This is a genomic window from Gordonia alkanivorans, assembly GCF_004011905.1.
GTDB lineage: Bacteria > Actinomycetota > Actinomycetes > Mycobacteriales > Mycobacteriaceae > Gordonia > Gordonia alkanivorans.
The window spans coordinates 2,390,495-2,410,033 of sequence record NZ_CP027114.1; the positions used below are offsets into that span (position 1 = coordinate 2,390,495).

Consider the following 19,539-nt stretch of genomic DNA (forward strand, 5'->3'; position numbering starts at 1 on the left):
CGTCAGAGACCGAGAGCTGCTTTGGCGAGGATGTTCCGTTGAATTTCGTTGCTGCCCGCGTAGATCGAACCCGCGCGGTCGTTGAAGTAGTGCAGCGGGGCGACGGCCTGCCAGGGCTCACCGCTGACGTAGCCGTCGGTGGGCGGCGTGTACTGGAAGATCGGACCGCCCGGGCGGGTCGCATGCGGCTGGAAGACGCGGCCGTGCGGGCCTGCGGCCTCGAGCGCCAGAGTGGTGATCTCCTGGCTCAGCTCGGTGCCCAGGATCTTCAGCATCGACGCGATCGAGCCGGGATCCTTGCCCGACGTCATCGCTGCAAGTGCTCGGTACTCGAGGACTTCGAGGATCTTCGCGCGGATCTGGAGGTCGGTGAGCTTGCCCGCGAACGCCGGGTCCTCCGACAGCGGCCCGCCGTTCGGTGCGGTGACCGTCGCCGCGTCACGGCCGAGCTGCTCGGCCATGACCTGCAGCGCCGGGGCGGCCGCACCGCCGCCGCGCTCGAAGACGAGGAGGTACTTGGCGACGGTCCAGCCGTCGTCGATCTTGCCGAGCACGTTCTTCTTCGGGACGCGCACGCCATCGAAGAACACCTGCGCCTGGACCTGCTCGCCGGAGGCGAAGACGAGGTTCTGGACCTCGATGCCGGGGGAGTTCATGTCGATGAGCAGGAAGGTGATGCCCTGCTGTTTGCGCTCCTGGCGCGAGGTGCGGACCAGGCAGAAGATCCAGTTGGCCTCGGCGGCGTGGGTGGTCCAGATCTTGGAACCGGTGACGACGAGGTCGTCGCCGTCGTCGACCGCGGCCATGGACAGCGACGCGAGATCGGAACCGGATTCGGGCTCGGAGTAGCCCTGGCAGAAGAAGACGCTGCCGTCGAGGATGCCGGGGAGGAAGAAGTTCTTCTGCTCCTCGGTGCCGAACGCCATGATCGCGTGGGAGACCATGCGGATGCCCATCGGCGACAGCGCCGGTGCGCCGGCCAGGATCGACTCGCGGCTGAAGATGTAGTGCTGCGACTGCGACCAGTCGCAACCGCCGTACTCCACCGGCCAGGCCGGCGCGGCCCAACCGCGCTCGTGCAGGATGGCCTGCCACGTCATCGAGGCTTCGTGGTCGGAGTAGACCGAGGTACGCAGCGTGCCCGCCGCCCGCAGGTCAGGAGTGAGCTTCTCGTCGAGGAAAGCCCGTACCTCGTCGCGGAACGCGGTGTCGGCCGGAGACCAGTTCATGTCCATGGGCGGTGCGCAACCTATCTGTAAACGGTTGTGGTCAGATTGGGGTCGAATGGCAATCTACCGAATGTTCGCTCCGGAGCGTAGTCCGGCTCACGAATCGGTTCCCAGTGTGACGTGCGCGGGGTCGTCCGGGGGCGATTCGGGCGTCGTCGGCGGGGGCGACTCCTCGGGAACCGGCTTGGTGCCCGACGAGGACAACAGGACGTCGGCCCAGCGGGTGGCCGGGTCGATGTCGATGAGCAGGGCCTTGGCCAGCAGCGTCAGCGGTACCGCCAGGATCGCACCCAGGGGCCCGATCGCCCAGGCCCAGAAGATCAGGGACAGGAACGTCAGCGTCGTCGACAGGCCGACGGCGTCGCCGACGAATTTCGGTTGGATGACCGATTGGATGATCACGTTGATGACGCTGTAGACCGCGATGACGACGAGCATCTTGGTGACGCCGCCGTCGAGCAGCGCGAGAAGCGCGGGCGGTACGAGACCGATCACGAACCCGATGTTCGGGATGTAGTTGGTGATGAAGGACAGCAGACCCCACAGGATCGGCAGCGGGACCGACAGCAGTGCGAGGGCGATGCTGTCGAAGACGGCGACGATGAGGCCGAACACCGTCGACACCCACAGGTAGCTCCGGGTGCCCTGGGCGAAGGAGCCGAAGGCCGCGGCGATGTCGGGACGCATCCCGCGCAGGTGTTCCATCCGGGCGTCGAAGCCCACCGAGTCGGCTGCCATGAACAGCAGCAGGGCGAGCACGAGAACGAGGGCCGACGCGACGCTCAGCGTGCTGGAGAGCAACTCGGTGACCACGTTGACCACCTTGCTGGTGTCGACATTGGAGATCATGTCGTGGACCTTGTCCTGGCTGACCCCGTGGGCGGTCAGGAAGTCCTGGAAGCTCGTGATGATGTCGTTGAACTTGTCGTCGTAGTCCGGCAGGATCGATGCGAGTCTGGCCACCGAGAACACCAGTGACGCGAACAGTCCGATCAGGATGCCGTAGACGAGGACGATCGTCGTCAGGAATGCCGCCCAACCGGGAAACCCTTTGGTGCGCAACCATCTCGGCACCGGTTGCACTGCCACGGTCAGCATCAGCGCCAGGAACGTCGGCGCCGCGAACGACGAGACCGCCTTGATGCCGCCGACCGCGACCACCAGACCGGCGATGGTGATCAGGACTATCGTTCCGCGGGGGAGCGTCCAGGCGGGCGGGTCGGTGCGGTAGGGCGGTGCCTCGGGCGCGCGCGTGGTGGCTCTGGAGCGGTTCGTGCCCCGACGTGCCATGCTCTCGCCTCACTCTCTGTACGACGCGGATCGTGCACGGTGTGCGCGACCGTCATCCAGTGTTCAGTACGACGATCTGCGGCGGAGTGCTTTCCGGTGGCGGGGTGTCAGCCGTCGATGATGTGGGCCCGTCGTGCCAGCGTCGAACTCGCCCCCGCCGCGGCGGCCCGGACCGCGGTCGCGTGCGCTCTCGGGTGGAAGCGGTGTACCGGGCCGGTGACGCTGATCGCGGCGAGCGGGGCATCGTCGGCGTCGAGTATCGGGGCGGCGACGCAGACGAGGCCGAGGGTCGATTCCTCGAACTCGAAGGAGACCCCGTCCTCGGCGATCTGGGAGAGCTGTGCACGAAGGAGCCCGGGGGCGACGATGGTGTGCGGTGTGCGCCGGCGCAGTGGGCGAGCGAGCTGCTCGGCGATGACGGGATCCGGCGAATTCGCCAGCAGTGCCTTCCCGATGGCTGTGCAGTACAACGGCATTCGACCACCGAGTCGCGACGGGGCGGCGGCCTGGCGATGTCCGCCGATCTTCGAGACGTAGACGACCTCGAGATCCTCGGGGATGCCGAGATGGACGGTTTCGCCGGTACGGACGTAGAGGTCCTGCATGAACGGCGTCGCGACTTCGATCAGTCCTCGCTCCGGGGATGCGCGCATGCCGAGCTCGAACAGCCCGCTGCCGAGCGCGTACCCGCCCGCTGTGCGGGTGAGAAGACGAGCGGCGACGAGCTGGCCGGCCAGTCGGTGCACGGTCGTCTTGGGGAGCGCGGTGCGCTGGGCGAGGTCGGCGAGCGTGACCTGCCGGTCATTGGAGTCGAAGGCCTGGAGCACCGTGATCGCCTTGCCGAGCACGCTCGAGCGATCGAGCTGTTCCTCGCTCATGGACTACCTCCTGGGCTCATTTCCGACGTGCTGTCGTACCGCTCACCGGAACGCGATGCTCGACCCAGGGTATAGCGGCACCCCACGATGGTGCGGAGTCGCCCGAGGAGATCGCGGCCGACGACCGAACCGACAACAGAGGCAGCACATGAGTTCCCCGACCTCGGCCCCCGACCGAACCGACCGCGACCCCGCGATCGCCGCTGCGGCGCAACGGCTCAGCAGCGTGCTGGCGAATCGCCGGCCCTGTGCGCCGATCCGAGATCTCATCGCGGCCGACGACATCGAGTCGGCCTACCGTGTACAGACGCTGTTCAACGCCGACCGGACCGCCGCGGTCGTCGGCCGCAAGGTCGGGGCCACCTCGGTGGCCGTGCAGACCCAGCTCGGCGTCGACCAGCCCGACTTCGGAGTGCTGTTCGCCGACATGGCCTTCGGCGACGGTGAGACGATCCCGATGGGGACACTCCTGCAGCCCAAGGCCGAGGCCGAGGTCGCGTTCATGTTGAAGAGCGACCTGGCCGACGGCGACCTCGACATCGAGCAGTGCCGCGCCGCCATCGACTACGCCGCGCCGGCCCTGGAGATCGTCGACAGCCGGATCACCGGCTGGGACATCACCTTCGCCGACACCGTCGCCGACAACGCATCCGCCGGGCTGTACGTGGTCGGTGACGCTCGCCGCACCCTCGACGAGTACTCGCCGGTCGACTCGACGATGACCATGACGATCGACGGCGAGGTCGTCTCGGAGGGCAACGGGGCCGCGTGTCTCGGGGATCCGCTCAACGTCGTCGCGTGGCTCGCGCGCCGGGCCCGCCAGTTCGGGGAACCGCTGCGCGCGGGCCAGCTGATCCTGTCGGGTGCGCTGGGACCGATGCGGCCGATCGCCCCCGGTGCCACGGTGACCGCCGAGATCGGCGAACTCGGTTCGGTGACAGCACATTTCACCTCCAATTGACTCTTCCGCACATCCAAGGAGAAGGACCATGACAACAGACACGCCACGGACCAAGGTGGCGATCATCGGCTCGGGCAACATCGGTACCGACCTGATGATCAAGGTGCTGCAGCAGTCGCAGTATCTCGAGATGGGGGCGATGGTCGGTATCGACCCCGATTCCGACGGCCTCGCGCGCGCCCGCGCAAAGGGCGTGCCGACGACGCACGAGGGTGTCGACGGCCTCACGCGCATGGAGGGGTTCGACGAGATCGAGATCGTCTTCGACGCCACCTCGGCCAAGGCTCACGTCGCCAACGACGCCCTGCTCCGCCCACTGGGCAAGCGGATGATCGACCTGACCCCGGCGGCCATCGGCCCCTTCGTCGTGCCCGCGGTCAACCTCGCCGACCACATCGACGCGGAGAACGTGAACATGGTGACCTGCGGTGGGCAGGCGACGATCCCGATCGTCGCGGCCGTCTCGCGTGTCGCGCCCGTCGCCTACGCCGAGATCGTCGCCTCCATCTCGTCACGTTCGGCCGGGCCGGGTACCCGCGCGAACATCGACGAGTTCACCGAGACCACGTCGAAGGCGATCTGCTCCGTGGGCGGCGCACAGCGCGGCAAGGCGGTCATCATCCTCAACCCCGCCGAGCCGCCGCTGATCATGCGCGACACCGTGTTCTGCCTCGTCGACGCGCCCGACGAGGGCACGCACGAGGAGATCCGGTCCTCGATCGAGAAGATGATCGGCGACGTCGCCGCCTACGTGCCCGGGTACCGCCTCAAGCAGGAGATCCAGATCGCCGCGATCCCGGCCGATCAGCCCGTCCACACCCTGCTCGAAGACGGCACCGAGATCACCCCGACCCACCAGGTGTCGGTGTTCCTCGAGGTCGAGGGCGCCGCACACTACCTGCCCGCCTATGCGGGCAACCTCGACATCATGACCTCCGCCGGCCTGCAGGTCGCCGAGCGGATCGCGCAGCAGAAGGACAACGCACGATGAGCAAGATCTTCGTCCAGGATGTGACCCTGCGCGACGGCATGCACGCCGTCCGCCACCGCATCACCCCGGAGAACGTCGGCAAGATCGTGCGCGCGCTCGACGCGGCCGGGGTCGACGCCATCGAGGTCGCCCACGGCGACGGTCTCGCCGGCGGCTCGGTCAACTACGGGCCGGGCAGCAACACCGACTGGGAGTGGATCGAGGCGGCCGCGGCCAACATCACCAACGCGCGCCTGACCACCCTGCTGTTGCCGGGCGTGGGCACCATCGAAGAACTGCAGCACGCCTACGATCTCGGCGTGCGGTCGGTGCGCGTGGCGACTCACTGCACCGAGGCCGACGTGTCGGCACAGCACATCGCCAAGGCGCGCGAGATCGGCATGGACGTCTCGGGCTTCCTGATGATGAGTCACATGGCCGAGCCCGCGAAGCTGGCCGAGCAGGCCAAGCTGATGGAAAGCTATGGCGCACATTGCGTCTACGTGACCGACTCGGGTGGCCGATTGACCATGGACGGAGTGGCCGACCGGGTTCGGGCGTACCGCGACGTTCTCGACGCGGGCACCGAGATCGGCATCCACGCGCACGAGAATCTTTCTCTGTCGGTGGCCAATTCGGTGGTCGCGGTGGAGAACGGTGTCTACCGCGTCGACGCCTCACTCGCCGGACACGGTGCGGGAGCGGGTAACTGCCCGATCGAGGCCTTCATCGCGGTCGCGAACTTTAAGGGTATGCAGCACGGTTGCGACCTCTTCGCCCTACAGGATGCCGCCGACGACATCGTCCGCCCGCTCCAGGACCGTCCGGTGCGCGTCGACCGCGAGACGCTGACCCTCGGCTACGCGGGTGTGTACTCGAGCTTCCTGCGCCACGCAGAGGCCGCGAGTGCCCGGTACGGCGTCGACGTCCGCAGCATCCTGCTCGAGGCGGGCAACCGCAAGCTCGTCGGTGGCCAGGAGGACATGATCGTCGACATCGCACTGGATCTCGCGGCAGCGGAGACTGCGCAGGCGGGCTGAGTTCGTCCTTTGATTCAGGTTGCGTTCTGTCCCGGGAAGCGGGACAGAACGCAACCTGAATCAGGGGCTACCCGGCGAGGATCAGCGGCCCTTCCACTCCGGAGCTCGCTTCGTCACGAACGCCATGATGCCCTCGAGGGTGTCGCCGCTGATGATCAGCGAGTCGAGCACGTTGGTGCTCGCGCGGACCGCTTCGACGGTGTCGGTGATCGCGTCGGACTGCTCCATGGTCGCGATGGACGCGCGGACCGAGGTCGGCGACGCGGCGAGGATCTCTTCGGCCACCTCGCGGGCGGTCTCGAGAACCTTTCCGGCCGGGGCGATCCGGCTGACCAGTCCGGCGGCGGCGGCCTCGGTGGCCGAGATCCGGCGACCGGTCAGGATCATGTCGCGGGCCAGTGCAGGCGGGATCAGCCGCGGAAGGCGGACCAGACCGCCTGCGGCGGCGGCCAATCCGACCTTCACCTCGGGCAGACCGAACGAGGCCTCCTCGTCGGCGACGATGATGTGGCAGGCCATGGCGATCTCACACCCGCCGCCGAGAGCGAAACCGTTGACGGCGGCGATGACCGGCTTGGGCAGGCTCGCACGTGCGGTGAGCCCGGCGAATCCGTTCTTGGGCACGGACAGTGCGGCCGGGCTGGCCGTCGCGGCGAGGTCGTTGCCCGACGAGAAGGCCTTGTCGCCCTTGCCCGTCAGGATCGCGACCCAGAGGTCGTCGTCGGCGAAGTAGGCGTCGAAGATCGAGTCCAGTTCGGCGTTGGCGGCCGGGTTGAGTGCGTTGCGCGCGTCGGGCCGGTTGATGGTCACCTCGAGCAGGTGTCCGTCGCGACGGATCTCGACGTGCTCGTAGCTGTCCCGGAACGCCGGTGCGACCACGGGGTATTTGGCGTCCATCGCCGCCTCGGTCAGCTTGACCCGGTTGCCCTTGTCGAAGGAGCGCACCACGATCTCGGTGCCGGCGGGATCGTCCGACGTCAGCAGGAGGTCGAAGAACTCGTCGTCGTCGGAGTCGAGGTTGGCGACGAACCGGGCGCCGACGTGATCCGGCGCGGCGTCGTCGATGAGGCGGCCGATCACGACGCCGGTGCGCTTGCCGCTCTTCGACGGGATCACCGTGTAGGTCTCGATGATCGCCGGGCCGTCGGCGTCGCCGACGGTGGGAACGGTGGGCACCGCGTCGAGCTGCGCCTGGACCTTGGCGCTGTTGTCGGCGCGCCACGGTGCCGGGGTCGTCGAGTAGACGCCGGCCGCGTGCTTGCTGAGCACACCGCCGTTGGCGATGACGAGACCGAAGTCTCCGGGGGATTGCCTTACGCGCGAGACGACCTCTGCGATGGCATGCAGCGAGTAGTTGTTGCCCGGACCGCCGAAGAACGGCAGGCCGCCGGTGACGGTGAGTCCGCGCGGGTCGTCGGCGGAGAGGCCGAGCCCGTCGAGGATGTTGAAGACCGCGATCGGGAAGCAGCTGTAGATGTCGATGACCGAGACGTCGTCGAGACCGATCTCGGCGACCTCGAGCGCATGCTTCACGGCAGCGGGGGCGGCCGTTGCGGCGCCGAGGTCGGGGCGGTCCAGCGAGGTGCGCTCGACGGTCTCGGCGTGGCCGTGCAGGAAGACCCACTTCGACGGGTCGATGCCGGCGGCCTGCGCGGCCCGGATCGACATGACGACGACGGCGGCCGACTGGTTCACCTGGTCGCGGGCGACGATGTAGCGCGTGAACGGATCGGCGACGACCCGGTTCCCGTCGGTCGGGGTGACCAGCTCGGCGGCGTCGCGTTCGGTCGGGGCGGCCGAATGCGGGTTCGCCGCGGCGACCTTCGTGAAGGGTGCGAACAGCTCGCCCATCGCGGTGGCGTACGCCTCGCGGCCCAGGCCGGTGTTGTGGCGGCGGGCGTTCTCCAGCAATGCGTACTGCGGGATCACGGAGGCGAGACCGTGACGCATCTCGGCGACGGTGATGATGCCCTTGAGGCCGAAGCCGCGGTCCTCGAGTTGTCCGCCGACGGTCTCGGCGAAGCTGGGACGCTCGTTGTCGGGCTTGGATTGCAGGTGACGCACGGTCGACATGACCTCGACGCCGAAGATGACCGCGGCGTCGGAGTCGCCCGCGGCGATGACGCCGGCGAGTTCGGTGAGCATCGTCTGCGGGGTCTGGCCGCCGGTGACGGCCTGCACGGCGCGGCGGGGGTCGGCGCCGACGCGCTTGCCCACGGCGCGGGGCATGTTGTCCGGGCGGCCGAGCGGCGACGAGGACAGCGGGCTCGAGATCTCGAACGAACGGATCGCCGCGATGGTGTCGATGGATGACGCGAGGTCGGAGGCACCTGCGTCGTCGAAGGCGGCGGTGACGGCGCGCGCCGCGAGGTCCGCTTCACCCAGCGCTTCGTATCCGGGATCGGTCAGACGCTCAGAGGCCTGGCCGACACCGACCACGACGGGGGTGTTCGGGTCGAGATCAGCGATCGAGATTGGCATACGCATAGATTGACACCAAGCCGCCGGAGACGTTCCAACATGGTCCGGGAAACGCCATACCTGCGGGTTCGGTCATCAGTGTGGCGGCGAAATCGAGACTTGGGAACGTTGCGTTCAGCGCGGTTTCAATCGTGGTTCTCGAGTCGGGCGACGGCCACACTGTCGGCCGACAAGTCTGTACCGAAAGGACCATGTGATGACCGCAACCGTGCCCACGAGCACGCCGGCCGCCGGCGCCACCGACGAACGGCTCGACGAGGTGTTCGCCCCGATCTTCGCCCGAATCGCCGAAGGAGCGGTGGCGCGTGAAGACGATCGCCGGCTGGCGCACGACGAGGTGTCGTGGCTGCGTGAGTCCCGGTTCGGCGCGCTGCGCGTGCCGGTCGAGCTCGGCGGGTACGGTGCCTCGGTCCGTCAGGTGTTCCGGCTCCTCGTCGACCTGGCCACCGCGGAGTCGAACCTCCCGCAGGCGCTGCGCGTGCACTGGTCGTTCGTCGAGGATCAGCTCACCGCGCTGCCCGATCCCGAGGCCGAGCGCTGGCTGCGCAAGGTCGCGGAGGGCACGCTCGTCGGGAACGCCATCACCGAGCCCGGTGTCGGCGCGATCGACCGCTACCAGACGCGCCTGACCCGGGACTCCGACAGCGATGACGCATGGCGCCTGGACGGCACCAAGTACTACAGCACCGGCAGCCTGTACTCCGACCACATCCTGGTCGCCGCCGACCAGGACGGTGAGCGCGTCTCGGTGCTCGTCGACGCCGACGCGCAGGGCGTCATTCAGCACGACGACTGGGACGGCTTCGGTCAGCGTCTGACCGCCAGCGGGACCACCGAGTTCAGCGGCGTGCAGGTGTCCGCGGACCGCATCCTCGGCCCGGGTTACGGCGTCTCCGGTCGCACCTACGCCACCTCGTACCTGCAGCTCGTGCAGCTGTCGGTGCTGGCGGGCATCGCGCAGCGTGCCACCGAGGACGTGAGCGAATGGGTGCGCGAACGCAAGCGCACCTTCACCCACTCGACCGCCGACCTGCCCCGCCACGATCCGCTGGTGCAGCAGGTCATCGGCCGGTTGACGGCGGCCGCCTACTCGGCGCGCACCATCGTCCTCGAGATCGCCGATCGGCTCGACCGGCTCGCCGAGACCGGCTGGCAGGACGAGAAATTGCTCGACGAGGTCGAATTCGACGTCGCCCGTGCGCAGGCGACCGTCATCCCGCTGGTGCTCGACGCGACCACCCAGCTGTTCGAGGTCGGCGGCGCGTCGATCACCTCCGAGCGGCTGCGCCTCGATCGCCACTGGCGCAACGCCCGCGTGATCTCGGTACACAATCCGCTGATCTTCAAGCTGCAGGCCATCGGCGACCATGTGCTCAACGGCACCGAGCTGCCCTACGCCTGGAGTGCCGGCCAGAAATAGGGGGCTACCCTGGCCGCATGCAGCGGATGGCGGCGGCGGACGCCGCGTCGTACTGGATGTCCGAACGCATCCCAAACGACCAGCTGCTGCTGTACTGCTTTGCCGCACCGTCGATCTCGCTCGACGAGTGCGCCCGGCGACTGTCGGCGCGGGTGAGGCACGTCGACGACCTGTGCCTACGGGTACACGACGTCCCGGCGACCGCCGACCGTCCGTACTGGGTCTCCGCCGAACCCGCACCCGACCAGGTCTGCGTCGACACCACGCCGCGGACCTGGTTGTCGTGTCTGGACACCGTCGGCGACCTCGTCGCCGATCCGCTGGTGCCGTCCCGAGCGGCCTGGCGTCTGCATCTGTTCGGTCCGGTGACCGACCTTCCGGCCGGTTGTGGTGAGTCGGTCACGGGAGTCGTTGTCGTATTGCAGATCTCGCATGCGCTCGGTGACGGTCGGCGCGCATCGAAGATCGCCCGGGACCTGTTCACCGCGCCGTACGACAATCGCAGTGGTGGCGGCTTCGGAATGCCCGGGCCGGTTCGCGATGTCGGAACCCTCGCGTTGGGTGTGCTGCGGTTCCCCGGAGAATTCGTCTCGACGGTCCGACGCGGAGTCCAGGTCGCTCGGATTGGGAAACCGGCGAATCCGGGAAAGCCGGGTTATCCGCTGACGACACTGAACCGCAGCCCCGGGTCGCGGCGACTCCTACGGGTCATCGTGCTCGACCGCGAGCGTCTCACCGCAGCCGGGTCTCCGGTCACCGTCGCCGTGCTCGTTGCCATCTCGCAGGCGCTACCGCGATACCTGGGCGACGATTGCAGACGTCTCGGTGTAGAGCTCACGGTCGGACGATCAAATAAATCGGAAGCGCGCAACAACTTTCGCAATGTGGGGATCGATCTTCACCTCGAAGTCGACGATCCGCATGAACGAGCACGACTCGTCCGCGCCGAGATCGACGCCGCCCGTGCGGCCGACGCCGACCCCGCACGAGTCGCGCAGCGACGCGTATCGGAGGTCACTCCGGCGGTCCTCACGCGCTGGGGCATCCGGGCCTTCGACCTCGACACCCGACCCGAGACGGTCACCGGCGTGACCGTGGTGTCCTCCGTCGACCGCGGTGCCGCCGACTTCGACCTCGATGGCGGCGAGATCCTGTTCACCACCGGCTTTCCCGCCCTGTCGCCGGTGCAGGGCCTCACCCACGGGGTGCACGGCATCGGCGACCGCGTCGCGGTGTCGGTGACCACGAGCCCGGACGTCATGCCCGACGTCGACCGGTATGTGGAGTTGCTGCGGGCCGGTTTCGATACGACTCGTCGCTAGGGTCAACTGGAAATCGGACGTGTTGACGTTGGGGCGAGTAGGAAGGGCCGGGTTCACACGAACCCGGCCCGGGTGTTGGTCTAGCGGTGGTTTGGTTCCCGCTCAACCGCTTCCTTCCCGCGGTGTCTGTTTCCTTCCCGCGGGTGCTATCCGGTAAGCGGGAAGGAATCGGCCACGCGGAAACATCTACTACCGAAAGTCGTTGACACATCCAACGATTCGACGATCTCAGCGATCACCGTCGTGGCTAACCGTTGGTGTCTGCATCTGCCGGGGAGGTCCCGTTGCCGTTGCCGCCGGAGCCCTTGGGGCCGCGCGTGAGTCGCTTGGGCAGACGGTCGGCGAGACCGCCGAGGGGAGCCACCGTCTGATTCAGGAGGTCCACGGTCTCGGCGAGTTCGTGGACGGTGTCCTGCATGGCGATCAGGTTGGGTGCGAGCTGACCGATGACCTCGGTCAGCTCGGTGATCCGATCCAGCGGACCGCCCGGCGCGATGGCGCGTTCGACCGCGCCGCCTTCGCCGACCAGCTGATCGAGCAGACCGGCCTCGGCGGCGAACCGGTCCAGGATGCCTCCGGGCGCGGTGACCTTCTCCAGCATGCCGTCGGGTGCGGTGAGCTTGTCGACGACGCCGCCCTCGGAGGTGAGACGTTCGAGGATGCCCTCGTTCTCGGTGAACTGGTCGACGACCCCGCCGGGGCGGGTCAGGCGGTCGAGTGGGCCGTCCTTCGCGGTCAGGCGCATCAGGATGCCGCGTTCGTCGGCCATCTGGTCGAGGAGTCCGCCCTTGGCGGTGAGCTTCTCCAGCGGACCGTCGGATGCGGTCAGCCGGTCGATGACCCCGCCCGGGTTGAGGAGCCGTTCCAACGGCCCGCCCGCGGCCAGGATGCGTCCGAAGGGGCGGTCCGGACCCAGCAACTCGGACAGCTGGTTGAGAAGGGCGAGGGGGGTACGGGCCGCACTGAGTTCGTCCTCGACTCCGAAGGCCTGGGTGATCTCGTGCTGGACGCTGCCCGCGGTGATGCGTGCGATGGTGACGGCGGACTCGGCTGCAGCGAGGACCACACCGGTCACGGTGAACCCCAGCCGCAGCGGCATCTGGAGGAGCGCACGAGTCGAGTCGGTCCCGTAGGGTGCGCTTCGGTCGGGAAGAGACTCCATGGTTCCCGACACTAGGCCACCGGCTCGCGATCGTGGGTGAAGCCTGGGCGATTCGTGGGTCAGGTGACCCACGTCGGCGTCTCTACTCCGTCGCGGCCTTCGCAGCGGCCTTGGCCGCCTTCTTGAAATCGCGGACCTTCTGCAGCGAGTCGGGGTCGACGACGTCGGCGACCGAGCGGTATCCCTGCTTGCTGTAATCGCCGGCGACCTTGGTCCAACCGGACGGCTTCACGTCGAGCTGCTTGGCGACGAGCGCGACGAAGATCTTCGCCTTCTGCTCACCGAAGCCGGGCAGATCACGAAGGCGCTTCATCAGGTCGGCGCCGCTGCTCGCCTCGGTCCAGATGCGGGAGGCGTCGCCGCCGTACTCCTCGGCGACGACCTTCGCGAGCGCCTGCACGCGTCCGGCCATCGAGCGGCCGTAGCGGTGGATGGCCGGGGGAGTGGAGCAGAGGTCCGCGAAGGCCTCGGGGTCGGCGTCGGCGATCTCCACCGGGTCCATCGTGCCGAAGCGGTCGCGGATCTTGGCCGGACCGGCGAAGGCACGCTCCATCGGGAACTGCTGATCCAGCAACATCCCGACGAGCAGGGCGAACGAATCGGTCGAGAGCAGTTCGTCGGCCGCGGGTTCCTGGGCGATCTGGATCTTCGGCATGGGATCGATTCTGGCAGACGCGGTGCGCGCGCCGCTCTAGACTGCCCCCATGATCAGCGGGGAGAGCATGACGGGGCGAGCAGGATCACGAGGCGCGTTCCGCGCGGGTGTCGGAGCGGTCATCGCGGCGGTGGTGGCAATGCTCATCGGCGTCGTCGGGCCGGGGAGTGCGAACGCGATCCCGGACTACACCGAGCCGAACTACGTCACGACCCTGAACTGCACCTCGGCGAACCCGTGGCCCGCAGGACCGGTGAAGATCCGCGTCGACGTGTTCAACAACATCCGGTTCCCGGCCGACGGTCTGCCCGGGCCGGCGATCGCGCTCATCGGCACCGATCGTGCGAAACCCGTCGCACTGGAATACACCTACGACATCACGGTGTCGTGGCGGAACCTGCGGACCGGGCGCACCGGCACCGTCTTCGTGCCGGGACGCGGATTCACCGTCAAATGGCAGGTCGACATCCATCCCGGTCGTGGTCCGGTCGCGTTCACGATCAAGCAGAAGCTCGGCGCCCTGGCGTTCAACCCGATGGTCAACCCGCAGTACTCGTCGTGCAGCGGGCGCGCGACCGCCTGACCGGTCTCGATCAGCGTCGACGCAAGCGTTCGGCGAGTCCGCCTATGAGCAGGTACTGCGCGGCGAAGTAGCTGGCGAGCACCCACGCCTCGCCCGCCATCCGGACGCGCGGGTCGGTGACGAGGTGGCGGCGGTTGATGATCGCCAGATCCGACAGCAGGAACGTCACGCCGCCGATCCGCAACCGCGGCTGCGGATCGGACATGGCGCTCGCGGTCGCCGACATCGTCGCGAGGGTGTTGCCGTACGTGCCCAGGACGGGCAGCAGCGCCGGCCGGTGACGGGCCAGCACCGCGGCCGATTCGGCGAGCACCCCGACCCGGGGGAGCAGCTGTCTCGCCGACGGCCGGGCACCCGCGCGCCACATCGTCGCGACGTAACTCAACTGGGCTCCGGCGAACAAGGTCGCGCCGAGTCGCAGGTAGCGGTCCTTGGCGACCGGCTCGGTCTCGAACTCCTCGAGCAGCATCAGCCGGTCGCCGGCCATCGAGAATGCCAGTGCGCCCGCCAATCCGGCGTTGTCGAGGGCGTCGCGCTCACGTGCCCCGGCCGCCGCCTGTGCCACCAGCAGCAGCATCGGCAGTGGCTTGGTCAGGCCCGCCGCCCGCCGGTGACCGAGAGCGCCCGTGACGGTGGCCGCCGCCGTCGTCGCCGCATAGGCGAGATCGAACGCCCGTTGCTTCGACAGGCGACGGTCCGGAAGACGGCGACCCATCATCGACTCACTTCAGGACTTTGGCGATGAAAGCGCGGATGTCGTTGTCGGACAACTTCGCCGACTGCGCAGCGTCGAGGGTGAGGTAGGTGCGGGCCTGCACCTTGCGATCGGCACGCGCCTGGTTCAGGTACTTCAAGGACAGCGGCACGACGACCGACGTGTCCTGGAGCGACTGGGTCATGATCACCGGCTTGACGAAGCCACGGCTCGGCAGGGCGGTGGCCTCGGTGAGCAGATTCGTCAGATCCGTGTTCCCCGACACCGGCTTGGCGAAGAGGGACCCCATGGCGAGACCGTCGACGTTCTTTCGGAACTCGGTGACGCATTCGTTGGCGGCCTTGGCCATCCATTTCTTACCGGTGTCGGTGAGCAGCGAGTCGACGTCGAGTGCCGGGCGCACATTGCGGATCGCGCTGAGCGTGTAGAGCGCGTCGGCGGCGAGACCGGACGGGATGCTCGCCGACGACGGTCCGAGATTGGCGAGGAGCGCTCCGAACTCGGCGGGGATCGACGTAGCCGCCGCACCCTTGAAGTCCAGCGAGTTGCGCGCCTGCAGCTTCGGCGCGAGGCGAGCCAGCGTGATCGCGGCCGCGGCACCCTGACCCTCGCCGACGACGGCCCACGAGCGCGACACGGTGTCGGAGACGTCGTGTGCGGCGCTCACCGCGTCGACGATGTTGCGGGCGGTGGCCTCGAGGTCGTAGTACTGCGGGGTTCCCGGTGTGCCGACGCCCGCGTAATCGGTGGAGACGACGGCGTAGCCGCGGCCGAGCCACCGGCTCAGTTCGGTGGTGTCGTCCTTGGTCGGACGCTCCGACGGTGCGCACTTGTCGGCGATGCCGCGCGAGCCGTGCGCCCACGCGACGACCGGCCAGCCGCCGGCAGGTGCCCGGCCGGCCGGGACCATCAGCACGCCGGACGACAGGTGCGCCTTGCCGTCGGCGCCGGTACTCCAGTAGGTGAAGTCGTTGCCGGCGGCGGAGCCGGCGACCATGCGGTTACGGGGCAGGTCACGGTTGGCGTAGACGGCACCCGGCGCCTGGCCCGGGCCACGGGTGTCGATCGTGCCCGCGTTGTCGTCGGCGGGTGCGCCCGTTTCCTCGTCGGTGGCGTCGGTGGTTGCGCCGGGCGAGGGGGTGCTGGTCGACGGGGTGGTCGTGGTGGGTTCCGCGGCGGCCTCGGCAACGAGGCCGAAGGAGGTCAGGCCCATGGTGAGGGCTGCGGCGACCGCGACCGTGCGGGCGATGGAGGCACTCCGACGGGTGGAAGAGATGCCGTGCGTGTTCATGTGTCGTCTATTCGTTCGGTGTGGCGGTGGGGGTGGAAAGGTCAACGGCGAGAAGAGATCTCACGCGTAGACCGGGAGTCAGGCGTTGACGATGCCGACGGCCGGGAGGAACCAGCAGTTCTGGGAGCCGTTCTGCGCGGTGCCGAAGACCGCGGACAGGATGGTGCCCTTACCGGTCTTCACCGGGGCGAGACGCACACCCGAGAGCAGGGGCAGGGCGGTGAGGGTGGCACCGTTCTTCAGCGGTTCGAGGTCGGCGAAGCCGCCCTGCAGAGTGCTGGTGTTGAACCAGGCGACCTGCATGGTGCCACCCTTTCCGGCCTTCGGGGAGGCCGGCACGAAGGCGTATGCGGTCTCGCCGTTCTCGACCACGTTCATCTTGTCCGGGATGCCTGCGATCGGCAGCATGTCGAGGAGCGGCTTGAGCTCGGCGATCGGATCGGTCTTCAGCGGCCACGGGCCCGCGACCGCGCCGGCGCCCGCGGTGACCAGACCGAGCGGGTTGTCGGGGGTGGGGGTCGTGCAGAAGGGGGCGACGGACGGGGTCAGGGTCTGGATGCCCAGGCTCTTCAGCAGTGCCAGCGGATCGGTGGAGGCCACCGGCCGGGGTGTCCCCGCAGCGGGAGCGGCGGCCGGCTGGGGCTGCGATGCGTCGAAGGGCAGCGCACCGGCACGTCCGACGACGTCCTGGACGGACAGCTGTCCGGAACTGCCCATGACCGCCTGCGCGGCCTGGAGGGCCATCTGGTCGACGCCCGCGGACTTCAGCAGACGGACCGCGCCGGCCAGTTCTGCGTCGAACGGGATGGAATACGCGCTCAGCATGGTCGGCGGGAGGAGGGGGAGCGACGGGGCGGCCGAGGCCGGGGCGGTCGAGGTGACCGCTGCTGCGGCCATCGCCACGCCCACCAGGCCCACGCCGCAGCGCCGGATTCCGCGCCGACCGATCAGTGGACGTGTGAATCGAGACGTGATGGACATGGCACTCCTTCGAACAGCCGAACACCCCGCCACGTGTGGCGGGTGTGACAGATGGGACTTGAGTTAAAAGAGACCACGTGTGAGACGACTGCGGCAAGTCGCGAGTCCGAGCTGTGACATGCGCGCGATCGGTGAGATACCGACATTTCCGACGAACTGGGGTTTTGTCCTTGTAGCGAGTGAGACCGCCGCCACAGTCGGTTCCGCGACACGTGGCGCGCGGGACGTCGCCGAGCGGATAACGGTCACAGAGACAACGACACCCCGGCGAAGTGCCGGGGTGTCGGTGAAGGGGGGTGTCGACCGGAGGTCAGATGACGGCGAGGCCGATCACCGGGACGATCGTGCAGGACACGACCTGCTCCTTGGTCTTGGTGGTCACGTTTCCGTGGATCGCGGAGATGACGCGGCCCTTGCCGGTCCGGGCGATGCCGGTGAAGGTGCCGGGGCCGTCCTTGACGTTGATCTTCGGGTTCCGCTTCAGCGTGGTGGTACCGGTGCGGCCGGTGTCGACGTTGAGCCAGCTCACGATCAGCGGCTTCGCCTTGTTGTCGATGGCGGGGCCGGTGCCGAGTGCGGTGTAGACGTAGCCGCCCTCGCCGCGCTTCGGGCCGGGTGCCGGTGCTTCCTGGGGGCCTGCGGTGACCAGGGCGCGGCCGAGCGAGCCGCCGCCGGGGATGCAGCCGAGACCGAAGGTCGGGTACAGGAATTCCTGGATCTTCGGAGCGTTGGGGCCCTTCGGGATCTCCGGATCGCCGGGCTTGGGCTCGGCGGCCAGCTGGCGTGCCGCGGCCTTGCGTCCGGGCTCACCGAGGAAGTCGGCGACCGAACGCCAGACCTTGGAGACCTCGGCGGGCATTCCCGGCGTGTTGGCGAAGGCTTCGGCCTGCTGGAGGAGCTGGGCGTTGACCTTGCCGTCGGGGCCGGGGGTGGCCACCGAGCCGATGATCGCCGGGGCGAACGCACCGAGCGAGTCCAGCACGCGCTGGTCGACCTTGGGAGCGGGCGCGGCGCCGGCGACCGCCGGGAGTACGAGGCCGGCCGCGGCGACGAGGGCCGAGGCGCTGAGGAACAGGCGGTTGCGCCGGGTCCGGTGCGGGCGAGAGGTGGTCGAACGCAACCTCGACGGCCGTGTGAAACGCACTGGTGGTGTCCTATCGGTCGTGGCGCTGCGTCGGCTGGGAGAACAAGCTTCGTGCGCCTCGTGGTCGTGTGGATCCTGGTCGTGGAAATTGCCCGGGGATTGACGGGTGTTCATCGATCTTCCCACCCCGGACGTCGCGGGTCATTCTAAGCCCCTCGATGTCTTCTGTGTCCAGGTAGTCCGGCAGGTTGCGACTGTGACGTATGTGGTTATTGATGCAATTGTTACAGAAGTGATCTTTCGGGCGGCAAATCGTGCGTCGCGACGCCACCTGGTTGGATATGGGGGTGGATGGGACAGGGACAGCGAGTCGCAAGGAGTCGGATGTGACCCAACTGCCGGGCGTGAACGAGCTGCAGGCCGAGAGTGGCGGCCGTCGGCGTGGGTGGTCGGGGATCGCCTCCCGGGCCGTCGCACTCACCGTCGGACTGGGACTGGTCTTCACGACGGCGGTTGCCTGCGCCGACGAGTCGACGACAGGCGGACAGGTCACCCTGCTGACTCACGAGTCCTTCGAACTGCCCGAATCGGTCATCGACGGGTTCCGCCGGCAGACCGGGCTCACCCTCGAGATCGTGCGCTCGGGCGACGCCGGACAGCTGGCGTCGACCGTGTCGTTGACCCCCGGCGCACCCAAGGGTGATGCGGTCTACGGCATCGACAACACCTTCGCGTCCCGGCCGATCGAAGCGGGAGCCCTGGAGTCCTACGAGTCGCCGCTCGCCGTCGACGGGGCCGACGAGTACGCGGTGCCCGGTGCGGCCGACAAGCTGACCGCCGTCGACCGCGGCGACGTCTGCCTCAACATCGACGACGCCTGGTACGAATCACGATCGCTGACTCCCCCGGCGAGCTTCCGCGACCTGGTCAAGCCGGAGTACGCATCGCAAACGGTGCTGACCGATCCCGCGACCTCCTCACCCGGCACGGCCTTTCTGCTGACGACGGTCGGTGCCCTCGGCGACGGCTGGCAGGACTACTGGAAGCGGGTCGTCGGCGGTGGCGCGACCATCGTCTCCGGCTGGGAGGTCGCCTACAACCAGTTGTTCAGCGCGGGGGAAGGTAAGGGCGACAAGCCGATCGTGCTGTCGTACGCGTCCTCGCCCGCCGCGACCCCCGACACCAGCGCCCTTCTCGACAGTTGCTTCCCGCAGGTCGAGTACATCGGCATCCTCAAGGGCACCCGCAACTCCACCGGTGCGCGCAAGCTCGTCGACTACATGCTGAGCCCGGAGGTGCAGTCCGCGCTGCCGGAGTCGATGTACGTGTACCCGGTGCAGCGCGACGTCGAACTGCCCGAGGGCTGGCCGGCCCGCGCGGCCGTGCCGGAGTGGATGTCCTCGCTGCCGCCCGCCACGATCGCGGAGAACCGCGAGAGCTGGCTCGATCAGTGGCGTGACGCTGTCGGCAGGTGACA

The 19,539-nt window shown here is 68.3% G+C and carries 17 protein-coding genes; 7 read left to right on the forward strand and 10 right to left on the reverse strand.

Features of this window, described 5'->3' with window-relative positions:
* Window positions 1–2 precede the first annotated feature (2 nt).
* From C5O27_RS10755 to C5O27_RS10765, 3 genes are all read right to left on the reverse strand, one after another.
* A complete protein-coding gene (locus tag C5O27_RS10755) occupies window positions 3–1,235 on the reverse strand; it encodes an acyl-CoA dehydrogenase family protein (RefSeq protein WP_006357447.1) in 1,233 nt (410 codons plus the stop codon).
* Between the two features lie 90 nt (window positions 1,236–1,325).
* Entirely contained in the window at window positions 1,326–2,519 is a 1,194-nt protein-coding gene (locus C5O27_RS10760) for an AI-2E family transporter (RefSeq protein ID WP_006357448.1), read from the reverse strand.
* 107 nt (window positions 2,520–2,626) lie between these two features.
* Entirely contained in the window at window positions 2,627–3,397 is a 771-nt protein-coding gene (locus C5O27_RS10765) for an IclR family transcriptional regulator (RefSeq protein WP_006357449.1), read from the reverse strand.
* A 148-nt stretch (window positions 3,398–3,545) separates the two neighbouring features.
* Here C5O27_RS10765 and C5O27_RS10770 point away from each other — a divergent pair, with 148 nt between their 5' ends.
* From C5O27_RS10770 to dmpG, 3 genes are read left to right on the forward strand one after another with little or no spacing between them, the layout of a single operon-like run.
* Window positions 3,546–4,358, forward strand: a complete 813-nt coding sequence (locus tag C5O27_RS10770) for a 2-keto-4-pentenoate hydratase (protein ID WP_127962686.1) — start codon at window positions 3,546–3,548, stop codon at window positions 4,356–4,358.
* Window positions 4,359–4,386: 28 nt separating this feature from the next.
* Window positions 4,387–5,349, forward strand: a complete 963-nt coding sequence (locus C5O27_RS10775) for an acetaldehyde dehydrogenase (acetylating) (RefSeq protein ID WP_035751154.1) — start codon at window positions 4,387–4,389, stop codon at window positions 5,347–5,349.
* Complete coding sequence (dmpG, locus tag C5O27_RS10780; RefSeq protein ID WP_127962687.1) at window positions 5,346–6,368, forward strand: 4-hydroxy-2-oxovalerate aldolase; 1,023 nt, start codon at window positions 5,346–5,348, stop codon at window positions 6,366–6,368. Before C5O27_RS10775 ends, dmpG begins: the two co-directional genes overlap by 4 nt.
* 81 nt (window positions 6,369–6,449) lie before the next feature.
* On the opposite strand, the gene C5O27_RS10785 is transcribed toward dmpG, so the two are convergent.
* Window positions 6,450–8,849: an acetyl-CoA acetyltransferase gene (locus C5O27_RS10785; RefSeq protein WP_127962688.1), complete on the reverse strand. Its 2,400-nt coding sequence runs from the start codon at window positions 8,847–8,849 to the stop codon at window positions 6,450–6,452.
* 196 nt (window positions 8,850–9,045) lie between these two features.
* On the opposite strand from C5O27_RS10785, the gene C5O27_RS10790 reads away from it, so the two are divergent.
* Together C5O27_RS10790 and C5O27_RS10795 are read left to right on the forward strand one after the other, a co-directional pair.
* On the forward strand, window positions 9,046–10,269 hold the full coding sequence (locus C5O27_RS10790) for an acyl-CoA dehydrogenase family protein (RefSeq protein ID WP_127962689.1): 1,224 nt from the start codon (window positions 9,046–9,048) through the stop codon (window positions 10,267–10,269).
* A 17-nt stretch (window positions 10,270–10,286) separates the two neighbouring features.
* Window positions 10,287–11,591 (forward strand): WS/DGAT domain-containing protein, encoded by a 1,305-nt coding sequence (locus C5O27_RS10795; RefSeq protein ID WP_127962690.1) that lies wholly within the window; start codon window positions 10,287–10,289, stop codon window positions 11,589–11,591.
* A 247-nt stretch (window positions 11,592–11,838) separates the two neighbouring features.
* Here the strand turns inward: C5O27_RS10795 and C5O27_RS10800 are convergent, their stop codons facing one another.
* Both C5O27_RS10800 and C5O27_RS10805 read right to left on the reverse strand, forming a co-directional pair.
* Window positions 11,839–12,753, reverse strand: coding sequence for a hypothetical protein (locus C5O27_RS10800; protein ID WP_127962691.1), 915 nt, complete (start codon window positions 12,751–12,753; stop codon window positions 11,839–11,841).
* An 82-nt stretch (window positions 12,754–12,835) separates the two neighbouring features.
* Window positions 12,836–13,408 carry an HhH-GPD-type base excision DNA repair protein gene (locus C5O27_RS10805; RefSeq protein ID WP_006357457.1) on the reverse strand — a complete coding sequence of 191 codons (573 nt, stop codon included), beginning with the start codon at window positions 13,406–13,408 and terminating at the stop codon, window positions 12,836–12,838.
* 139 nt (window positions 13,409–13,547) lie between these two features.
* Here C5O27_RS10805 and C5O27_RS10810 point away from each other — a divergent pair, with 139 nt between their 5' ends.
* Complete coding sequence (locus C5O27_RS10810) at window positions 13,548–13,991, forward strand: hypothetical protein (protein WP_006357458.1); 444 nt, start codon at window positions 13,548–13,550, stop codon at window positions 13,989–13,991.
* 10 nt (window positions 13,992–14,001) lie between these two features.
* Here C5O27_RS10810 and C5O27_RS10815 read toward each other — a convergent pair whose 3' ends face one another.
* The 4 genes from C5O27_RS10815 to C5O27_RS10830 all read right to left on the reverse strand — a co-directional run bounded on the left by C5O27_RS10815 (window position 14,002) and on the right by C5O27_RS10830 (window position 18,122).
* Window positions 14,002–14,706, reverse strand: a complete 705-nt coding sequence (locus tag C5O27_RS10815; protein WP_127963818.1) for a lysoplasmalogenase family protein — start codon at window positions 14,704–14,706, stop codon at window positions 14,002–14,004.
* A gap of 7 nt (window positions 14,707–14,713) precedes the next feature.
* Window positions 14,714–15,997, reverse strand: coding sequence for an alpha/beta hydrolase (locus C5O27_RS10820; RefSeq protein ID WP_127962692.1), 1,284 nt, complete (start codon window positions 15,995–15,997; stop codon window positions 14,714–14,716).
* Window positions 15,998–16,075: 78 nt separating this feature from the next.
* Window positions 16,076–16,978 carry a hypothetical protein gene (locus C5O27_RS10825; protein WP_127962693.1) on the reverse strand — a complete coding sequence of 301 codons (903 nt, stop codon included), beginning with the start codon at window positions 16,976–16,978 and terminating at the stop codon, window positions 16,076–16,078.
* Between the two features lie 310 nt (window positions 16,979–17,288).
* Entirely contained in the window at window positions 17,289–18,122 is an 834-nt protein-coding gene (locus C5O27_RS10830) for an Rv1157c family protein (protein ID WP_127962694.1), read from the reverse strand.
* Between the two features lie 326 nt (window positions 18,123–18,448).
* On the opposite strand from C5O27_RS10830, the gene C5O27_RS10835 reads away from it, so the two are divergent.
* Window positions 18,449–19,537, forward strand: coding sequence for a thiamine ABC transporter substrate-binding protein (locus C5O27_RS10835; RefSeq protein WP_127962695.1), 1,089 nt, complete (start codon window positions 18,449–18,451; stop codon window positions 19,535–19,537).
* Window positions 19,538–19,539 lie beyond the last annotated feature (2 nt).